Source organism: Trichocoleus sp. FACHB-591 (genome assembly GCF_014695845.1).
Taxonomy (GTDB): Bacteria; Cyanobacteriota; Cyanobacteriia; order FACHB-46; family FACHB-46; genus Trichocoleus.
In genome coordinates this window covers 25292-34663 of the sequence record NZ_JACJPA010000093.1, presented here as the reverse complement: position 1 = coordinate 34663, position 9372 = coordinate 25292, and the positions used below count along the sequence as shown (strand labels likewise).

Genomic DNA, 9372 nt, shown 5'->3' with positions numbered 1-9372 from the left:
CCTCAGCTCCGCCGACCTCCGCTCCACCAACCTCCGCTCTGCTGACCTCCGCTCCGCCGACCTCCGCTCCGCCGACCTTATCTCCGCCGACCTTATCTCCGCCAACCTCAGCTCTGCCGACCTTAGCTCCGCCGACCTTAGCTCCGCCGACCTTAGCTATGCTGACCTCATCTCCGCCAAGCTCAGCTCCGCCGACCTCATCTCCGCCAAGCTCAGCTCCGCCGACCTCATCTCCGCCGACCTTATCTCCGCCAACCTCCGCTATGCTGACCTCCGCTATGCTGACCTCCGCTCTGCTGACCTCCGCTACGCCGACCTCAGCTCCGCCAACCTCAGCTCCGCCAACCTCAGCTCCGCCAAGCTCAACTCCGCCAAGCTCAACTCCGCCAAGCTCAACTCCGCCGACCTCATCTTCGCCGACCTCCGCTCTGCTGACCTCCGCTCTGCTGACCTCCGCTCTGCTGACCTCCGCTACGCTAACCTCCGCTACGCTGACCTCCGCTACGCTAACCTCCGCTACACTAATCTCCAAACCACAATCTTGCTCCTAGCCAATCTGAGTGATAGCCAAGGACTCAGTCTAAATCAACTAACTGGCTCAAACTCCCCCTTCATTTGCGGCACAAAGCTGCCAAATGCAATGGCAGGCTTATCTGATCGCGACTGCGCTCGGCTACCCCAAGAGTTACTCAAAAGATATCCACAGTGGTTCAAAACCCTGAATGAGGCAAAAGAATGGTTAGACGAGGAACGGAAACAACCTTAATTAGACCGAACTCGGATCAATTGTTACAACCCTAGTAGGAATATAATCACAGGCTAGTTGCCACTTAATAGGTAATGCATTTTCTAGGCATGGGTTTTCAATCTGAAAGCGATCGCGTCCGCAATCGATACAGCAAACCTACCAATTCATCGTCTGTTAACTGACTTCGCCGCTTACCGTCAAAATTATCAGCAATAAACTGCACGACCTGCTGGACATCCCAAGCCAAGCGACGGAATTGCACTTGAATCTCAGCAATAACCTCACTCAAATCCTCATCGGCGATCGCAGGAGCTAGAGGCACAGGTTGTGGAAAACTCAATTTCCCCCTCCCTAGACCCTCCCCATCGGAGTTTATTTGTTTTTCTAAGACACCATCATGCCCCCCACCCTTCATATAGGCGGAGGTGTGTAATTCCTCTCTGGGAGAGTCTTCTAGTGCTTTAGCAGGTTCGATCGCTGGAGCTAGTGATGAAGCTGTAACTGGCTCTGGTAGCTCTATTACATACCATTCGGGATGCCACAACTCTTTGTACTTCTGCAAGGTGCTATGGCTGCACTGGGCTAAGGAGGCGATCGCTTGGGCTCGGGCAGTCAAGCGATCGGGTAGCTGGTCCTTTTGGGTCAGTTCCAAAACGGCTTGCTTGATCCGCGCCTGGGCCTCTTCGGCTCGCTTCTGGTTGAAGTTGACGATGTTGTTGGCAGCCGTGGTTAGGACAAGGCTGCGATCGCGTTTGGGACTAGTACCGAGAGGCCAGTAGTAGTTTTCTGTGGCTTCGGCCCATTCTTGGGCGCGTCGGCTGATTTCGTGCTGGTGTTGGCACCACTCTCGGTAGCCAGGACTGTGAGTGGCAGTTCGTTCGATGTAATGGGCTAGGGCTGGGCCAGAGAGGGATTGAAAGACGACGCCGTAGCAGCCAATAGTTTTGAGCAGGTGGTTGGTTTGCCCAGGTCCGGTCCACCCTTGCTCCATTTCATTTTCCAGTTCTTCTTGCCACAGGGCAATGTTGCTGCGGCGGTTGTAGGAGCGGTACTGATGCTGCTTCTTTGCTGCGGCGATCGCTTGATGCAGTTGCTCTAGGTCTTGAGCTGCGGCGGCTTGGTTCCACTGCTGGAAGAAGGAGGACAAATCGCTGGGAAGGGGTTGCAGGGTGTCACTGAGGAGGACGGAGCCACTGCTGGGTTGCAGGGGTAGGCGATGGGCGTTGTACTCGCTGTATTCTCCGGCTTTGCTGTAGCGCTTGACGTTGGGGAAGACTTCCAGCTGACCTGCTTGCAGGGGTAGGTGGTGAGCTTCTAGGCAGTGCTTCAAGGCGACGGCGAGGCCGAAGGTGGGGACGGCTTCGGGCAAGGGAATGTAGAGGTGGAGGCCACCGTTCCAGCTGGAGCGCAGCAGGAGGGTTTGATGAATGCCGATGCTGGCGAGGGCAGCTCGAATCGTGGCAAGGGCTTGGCGATCGCGGGTGGGATGGTGCAGGCTGAAGGCATCGAGGTCGATGAGGCCGTGGTAGGTAGTGGGGCCAAAGCGGACGCCGACGAGTTGAGCAGCATCTTGCCAGCAGGTCCAGAGACTACGGGGCTTAAGGGGGTATTGGGTGAGGGTCTGCCAAGCAGGCTTTTGGCTAGCATCAGCGGGGGTAGGCGCGACGATCGCTTGCCAGGGGTAGGGGAAGAGCTGGCAGAAGCGCTGGCCTAAGGGGTCACGGGGCAGGGGTTCTGATAAACGCTGACGGGCCGGTTGTGAGGCGATCGCCTGACTTCCACAGGCAGGTGTTTGTTTGCGTGGCATGATGCAACTCTCTAGTCCGGTGAGGGCAAAGGAACAGAGAGTCCAAAGTCAGTTGATATGATGCGTTACGCTGCAACCGCAGATAACAATCACAATAAGTATCAATGACCTCTCCGTCCTAGATTCACATTGGTAAAGGAGAGCGTTTTATGACAATACAGCTGTACTTACATCATTTAGCTATCCCTAAGAGGTCCACGCCTCCGGGGCCTGCAACTATTAGGGGCTGAGAAGAACTGCAGAAGACTGTTTCAACGAACCTAAACTTTGAAATGAGCAGCAAACCCACCTTCAAGGCTCCCTAAAAATCAGAAAAATTTCAGATTTTGGGGTTCGCGCATCTTCTTACGAATTCTCATTGATCACTTTCTCGGACTAAAGCCCTTACTCTGGCTTAGCCTACAGGTTTTCAGGGACAGCTACTTACACTTGTATTGACAAGTGTATTGACAAATGTATTGACACTGTCATGACAGTGTATTGACAAGTGTATTGACATTTTTAATTCGCTCAATTCCTTACCGAGACAGGAATAGAGAACCATGCGTCTTTTTCACACTTTCAAAAGGTCTTGTCACTTTCTGCCAGATGACCGTAATATAGACGCATGGCACAGTGGGTGACTTAACTGCGGCCCGGGAAAGCACACAAGTTAGAGTCCCCTCTATTCCGAATAGATAATAAAAAGCCTTTGAACCCCTTCTGTTACAGCAGTTGGGGTTTTTGGCTTTTAGTATACATAAGACATCTTGACCTCCTTTATTGTGATGACATCTTTTGCAACCCTATGATCTCTGATTTCCTCCACTCTTACATAACTTGAAGAGTAGTTTACCTGATCAGCCCAGTAATCGTCTCTATTTTCAGGCGAATGAAGGAAATGAACTAAGAGCGGTAGTTGAGTGGATTAAATAAAGTAAAAGGGCTTTTATTAAGCTCATTGGAATTGAGTCAGGGCTAATAAGTCCAATTCTCATAAGCTAATGGCTCACGCTTTAGAACATCCTGGCTCCGTTGCCATTGTGGAAAATATTTATCCATGTGTGCCTTAAAGCGTTCGTTGTGATGGCGCTCCAATAAATGCACTAGTTCATGAACGAGGACGTACTCAAGGCATTCAGTGGGCTTTTTAGCTAGTTCTAGGTTTAACCAGATGCGGCGCTGGTCAATATTGCAGCTTCCCCACTTGGTCTTCATTTTTTTGATGCCCCAGTTAGAAACTTGCTGGCCGATTATCGACTGCCAATGGCTGAGCAGATCCGGAATTCGAGCTTTTAGTTGACTGCGGTACCAATCGTTCAAAACGAGAGATCGCTTTTGGGTTGATGTGCCAGGATTGACGAAGAGCTGAAGTGTACTGTTGTTTTTGATCACAACCTCATGGCGACCACGGCGCTCAATCGCTTCCAGACGGTAGCGCTTACCAAACAGGTAATGGCTCTCGCCAGTGACCATCTCGCGCTCAGATTGACGCGGCTGATCTTGGAAGCTGGCTTGCTGTTTTTTAATCCAACTGAGGCGTGTGATCACTGCTAAGCGCACGTTGTCATCGGTCATATGCAGAGGCACTGCTATCCGTACATGCCCTTCAGGGGGGCACACTGAGAGGTGCAAGTTCTTGATTGGCTTACGCACAACCTGCACAGCGATGCCGCTGACTACAATGTTCTGCTCAATTGTAGGGTTACTGATACTCACGTTGGTTTTTCACCAGCTCTAGCACGTCGGTCACATTAATATTACGCTCGCCTATCTCAATCCGAATTGCGTTGGCGACTTCTCGTTCTTTGAATCGACTGCCAATCCAACCCTCTTTTTTGGTGTGACGTACAGCGGTATCAATTTGGAGGGCTAGGGCTTCGTCTTTGTCTAAGTTGTCATACAAGGCGCGTTTAGCTGCTGTATCTAGTGAGGCAGAGTAGTTTTCTTGCGAGGCTCCGGTCGGCTGCTTCACCTGGCGAGCAAGCTGCTTCACTTCCTCTAGATAGTCTTGATAGCTGATTGCTTGTTGGCGTCGCTGTTGAATCAGAGCATCCAACAAATCTGACATCTGCTCGTAATATTTAGGGTTGACTGGGTTTTCATCAATGATGGTTCTGCGAATGTTATTTTCGATCGTTTCTGCCATTGCTGCGGGATCATTCTTCAGACCAGTGGGCAGTTGATCTAGGGCATTTAGTCCGCTTTTAACGATGAGGTCTACTAGACCTAGGTCTTCAAACTCAGATACCACAACGCTTTCATCAGCATAGATATAACTGTCGAGCAGGTGACGCATTGCGGGTTCGTAGCGCTTCATATCGAGGTAGTCACCACTGGCAACTTTGACCTCATCCAGCATTTTGGTGTGGTGCTCGACTTCAGCTTTGATCGTGGCGGCTTCTTGAGCGCTATAACCCGCTTCAGGCATTTCGTTCGCTAGGTTGGCATAGGCGCGCATCAAGGCCCCAACGGCTTGGTACAACGCTACTCGTTTCGGTTCGTTGGCGGCTAAAGCTTCCTTGTCGGTTGTATCTGGGCCACAGAAATAATGCAGGTAATCTTGGGTGCCACGGGGAGCTTTGACTGGTTCGCAGAGAGCCTTGACGGTCTCGAGAGTCGCTTCTAGACGATCGCAAGCTTTTTCTAGACGATCGCTCAGTAGCCCAGCGACATCACCAGCATCATAGCCATCGAGTGCACCACTTGTGTAGTCCGTGATTGCCCCTTCTAGCCGCCTAAATAGATCTTTATAATCCACAATGTAGCCATATTCCTTGTCATCTCCATCGAGGCGGTTAACGCGGCAAATGGCTTGAAATAGGCCATGATCTCGCATTTGCTTGTCGATGTAGAGATAAGTGGCTGAAGGTGCATCAAAACCAGTCAGCAACTTATCAACCACGATCAATAGGCGCATCTGACCGGGTTGCTTGATAAATCGCTCTTTAACTTGCTTCTCATACTCGGCGATTCGATTCATCGCTTTGTCTTCAGGTTCATCGAAGTAGTCTGCAAGCATTTTGCGGTAGATGCTGTACTGGTGCAGCTTTTCGGTATAACCCTCGCCGCTTTCTTCGCCTTTGATGTCGGCGGCAGAGGGTTGGTAGCTGGTGATGATGCCACACTTGCCCGCTAGGTCAGTTTTGCTAAATAGCTCATAGGTTTTGCAAGCTTGGTAGATGCTGGAGCAAACGAGCATGGCATTACCGCGCTGATCCATGAGGCGCGGCTTAGTGTCCATATCGAGCAAGATGTCTTTGACGATCTGCTCTAGACGCGACTGGCTGGAGAGCACTTTTTGCATCGTGCCCCACTTCTTTTTGAGTTGATTTTTAGCGCGATCGGACAGGCCACGGGTTTTGGCTTCAAACCACTGGTCAATTTTCTTTTGAGAGGTCAGACGCTGGTCAATGTCGCGGGCTTCGTAGCGCAAGTCTAGGACAACATTGTCAGCAACCGCTTCATCAAATTTATAGGTGTGGATATAGCCACCAAAGACTTCGATGCTTTTCTGTTTGTCTGTTTTCAAGAGCGGCGTGCCTGTGAAGCCGATCAAGACAGCATCTGGCAAAAGCTCAGTCATGGCTTCGTGGAGCTTACCAGACTGGGTGCGATGGCACTCGTCTACAAAGACGAAGAGGTTGCCTTTAGGCACGAAATTACTTGGAATCTTGCTTTTGAAGTCTTGAATAAATTCGTCGGTGGCTTTGTTAGCGTCACTTTCGTTGCCGCCGAACTTGTGGATCAACGAGCAAATTAGCCAAGGCGTAGTCTGATTGAGGGTGTCGATCAGGTTGCCGCCGCTAGCAGTGCGGTAAATTTTTTCGTCAACGCCAAGAAAGACTTTTTCGATTTGTTCATCGAGTTCGGTGCGATCAGTGATGATGAGGACACGGGCATCAGTGACGTTTTCCCGAATCCATTTGGCTAGCCAGACCATTGTTAAGCTTTTACCAGAACCCTGGGTATGCCAGATGATCCCGCCTTCTTTGCGTTGAATGTGTTGCTGAGCCGCTTGGATGCCGAAGTACTGGTTATGGCGGCAGGTCTTCTTGATGCCTGAATCAAACACAATGAAGTCATGGATCAGTTCGAGGAACCGTTGCTTGTTGCACAGGCGTAAGAGGGCACAGTCGAGGGGACTAACAGCCTGCTCACAGTTGGAGATAGGTAAGTACTTCTGGTCTTTAGGGTCTGTTTGAGGATCGTAGTGGGGGTTTTCTTCTTTCCAGGTCAAGTAATACTTTTCTGGCGTTTCGATCGCGCCGTAGCGTAAGCCCTGAGTGTCGTTGCCTGCCATGACCCATTGCAGGGTGGTGAAGAAGGGGCGAATGAAGGTTTTCTTCTGGTTGTCGAGATTTTGACGAATGCCTTCCTCGATCGCGACACTAGAGCGTTTGAGTTCTAACACTCCCAAGGCGATGCCATTGACGTAGAGGACAATATCAGGGCGTTTTTTGTTTTCGCCTTTAATGGTGACTTCTTCGGCGATCGCAAAGTCATTCTTTTCAGGTTCATCCCAATTGATCAGCCAAATAGTTTGGTTTTGCTGCCCCACCCCTTCTTTGACTTTGACCCCATAGCGCAAAAGGCGGTAGACGGCTTTGTTGGCATCGTAGAGGTTTTGCCCTTCCCCTAAAGCGGCAGCCTGGTCGAGTTCGCGGAGGGTTTTGTTGATCAAAATATCATTGACCCCCTGCCCATGAAGCCATTGGCTCAGCAAACTCGCTTCGATGTTGCGATTGCTGTCGCGGCTTTCCCAATTGCCGAGGTAGGTGTAATATAGCTGCTCACGAAACAGTTTGATAACGCGATTTTGAGTGATCCGCTCGATTTGACCAACAGTACTCATGACAGTACCTCTTGCAGCCGGTCAGGTGACCACACGCAATTAGCGAGGGCTTCTACTAGTTGCCTCCGTTCTAGCTGCTCAGTTTTGCCAAATTGATCATAGGGCTTGAATGGTAGCTCTTGCTGTTTAAGGAATGATGTGAACTGTGGTTGATGTTGGTAAGCACTGGCGGTCAAGCTTGCTGCATATAGATTTTGCTGAGCGTAGCAAGGAGCTTTTTTTGCAAATGGTTTGTCCTGATAACTACGATTAACATCTGCTGGCAATAACAGTAGCCCAGCAATGCCATTTCGCCAGTCTTGAAACTCTTGCTCAGATTGAAATTGGTCTTTGTACTGGCTATAGTCGTTAGACCAAATATGCTCAATATCACATGGGTTGGGACAACTGCGGTCTACATACTTGTCGAACAGGTCAGGTTTGCCAGCGTTTACCTCTGTGTATGCAGTCAGGCGGGCAAGCAGGTGATAGACATAGCGACGGCTGAACTGGTTAAGCCCCAATCCTTTAATTCCGGTACGTCCTCGCGAGGGGCTGCCATCAAGGGTGATATCATCGCCTGCCAGTTTCTGGTTGAGGATAGTGACTAAATCACTGAGCGACTTACCGCGAATGTCACGGCAGAGGATAAACATTGCGTATGCGGTGCTGGAATAACCAACCCGAATGTAGTTCACTGTCCGGCGCATGAGCCAGATGTCTAGATAGGTTGCTGTAGCAGCGATCTTGCGTCGCACCGTGTCACTATCGTCTGTGACGCATAGAGGCGCTAGCAACACCGTATTTTGCCAGGTAAATTCGTTGTGGGCGTTGTAATATACCGATTCCAACCCTTTTGTATAGGTGCGGCTAGCCTCTAAAATGAGCTGGTATGTTTTAGCAAAGAAGGTGAAGTGGGTTGAGATCAGCTCTAGGTTTTCTACCTGAGTGCCAAGGTTGAGCCGCCCCCGATTATCTCGCACCCAGCGGTGGAAGGCACTGCCAATCAGTTCCCAGTCCTTGTCTGCTGCTCCAGCTTTGCGATCGCGGATAGTATCTGCATACTGTGCTCGAAACCAAGCTTTGATGCAGGTTGCATCGCGCTCCGGTTCATGATTTCCTCCTGAAGAAATCAAATCTAACACTTGCTTTTTCCAAATTTGATTGGCGTTATGCCGTTGATCCGCATCTCCGATTGGTGCTAACAAATAAGCCTTCAGCATGTCTACCGGGCTGAGGGGTTTGCCCCGGTCGTTCATAGTCTCAAAGATGGCGTAGGCGTAGTTGTCGTTATCCGTAGCAATTTCGATCAGCCCCACCTTGGTCATAAGCCAGTAGATAAAGTGCGGTAAGGCATCACCTAACTCACCCACAAGGTCTTTGGACTCAATATCGTCATAGCGCGCATACATTGTCTGGATGGACTCATCTTTACCCTCTGGGTTGAAGTCCTTTCCATAAAAGAGCGCTTCAATGACTGGCAACCGTTCCTGAATGTCTAGGTTGAAGCTAGGTTCCCCATAGTCATCACTAAAGATTAAAGGCTCAAGGCGTCCGACTACAGCCAGGTCCTGCTTCTTCGCAGCGTTGTAGAGATAAATCAGCAGTAGAGTAAGAGACGTGACACGCTGTTGGCCATCCACCAAATAGTTCTTACCGTTACGTTTGCTGATAATAATGGAGCCTAAAAAGTAATCCTCGTAAGTGCTGACTTTTTGGGTTCCGTCACCTGACTGGTAGCAATTGAGAAATTTGTCCCGCAGGTCTGTCAGCAGTTCGTCGATATTTTCTTTTTCCCATTTATACTCGCGCTGGTACTCATCAATTGCAAAGGACTGGCTTTGCAGGAGTTGTTGCACACTGCGGTAATGGGGTGTAATCGTACTCATGCTGATCGCGTTCTCCAGATAAGCAATTCCTGACTGCACTCTTCTTGCTTGGGTGGAAGAATCAGGGAATGCATGTCACCTTATATTGCCCTAGAGAATTTTGAACTGCCCACAT

The 9372-nt window shown here is 50.2% G+C and carries 5 protein-coding genes; 1 reads left to right on the top strand and 4 read right to left on the bottom strand.

Features of this window, described 5'->3' with window-relative positions; genetic code table 11:
• The coding region (locus H6F90_RS17090) for a pentapeptide repeat-containing protein (protein ID WP_190553550.1) at positions 1-766 on the top strand (766 nt) is incomplete at its 5' end.
• A gap of 97 nt (positions 767-863) precedes the next feature.
• Here H6F90_RS17090 and H6F90_RS17085 read toward each other — a convergent pair.
• The 4 genes from H6F90_RS17085 to H6F90_RS17070 form a co-directional block, all read right to left on the bottom strand.
• Positions 864-2555, bottom strand: coding sequence for a hypothetical protein (locus H6F90_RS17085; protein ID WP_190553549.1), 1692 nt, complete (start codon positions 2553-2555; stop codon positions 864-866).
• Between the two features lie 957 nt (positions 2556-3512).
• On the bottom strand, positions 3513-4253 hold the full coding sequence (locus H6F90_RS17080) for a M48 family metallopeptidase (protein WP_370588036.1): 741 nt from the start codon (positions 4251-4253) through the stop codon (positions 3513-3515).
• Positions 4240-7389, bottom strand: coding sequence for a type I restriction endonuclease subunit R (locus H6F90_RS17075; protein WP_190553548.1), 3150 nt, complete (start codon positions 7387-7389; stop codon positions 4240-4242). Before H6F90_RS17075 ends, H6F90_RS17080 begins: the two co-directional genes overlap by 14 nt.
• Entirely contained in the window at positions 7386-9257 is a 1872-nt protein-coding gene (locus H6F90_RS17070; RefSeq protein ID WP_190553547.1) for a DUF262 domain-containing protein, read from the bottom strand. Before H6F90_RS17070 ends, H6F90_RS17075 begins: the two co-directional genes overlap by 4 nt.
• Positions 9258-9372: the final 115 nt, after the last annotated feature.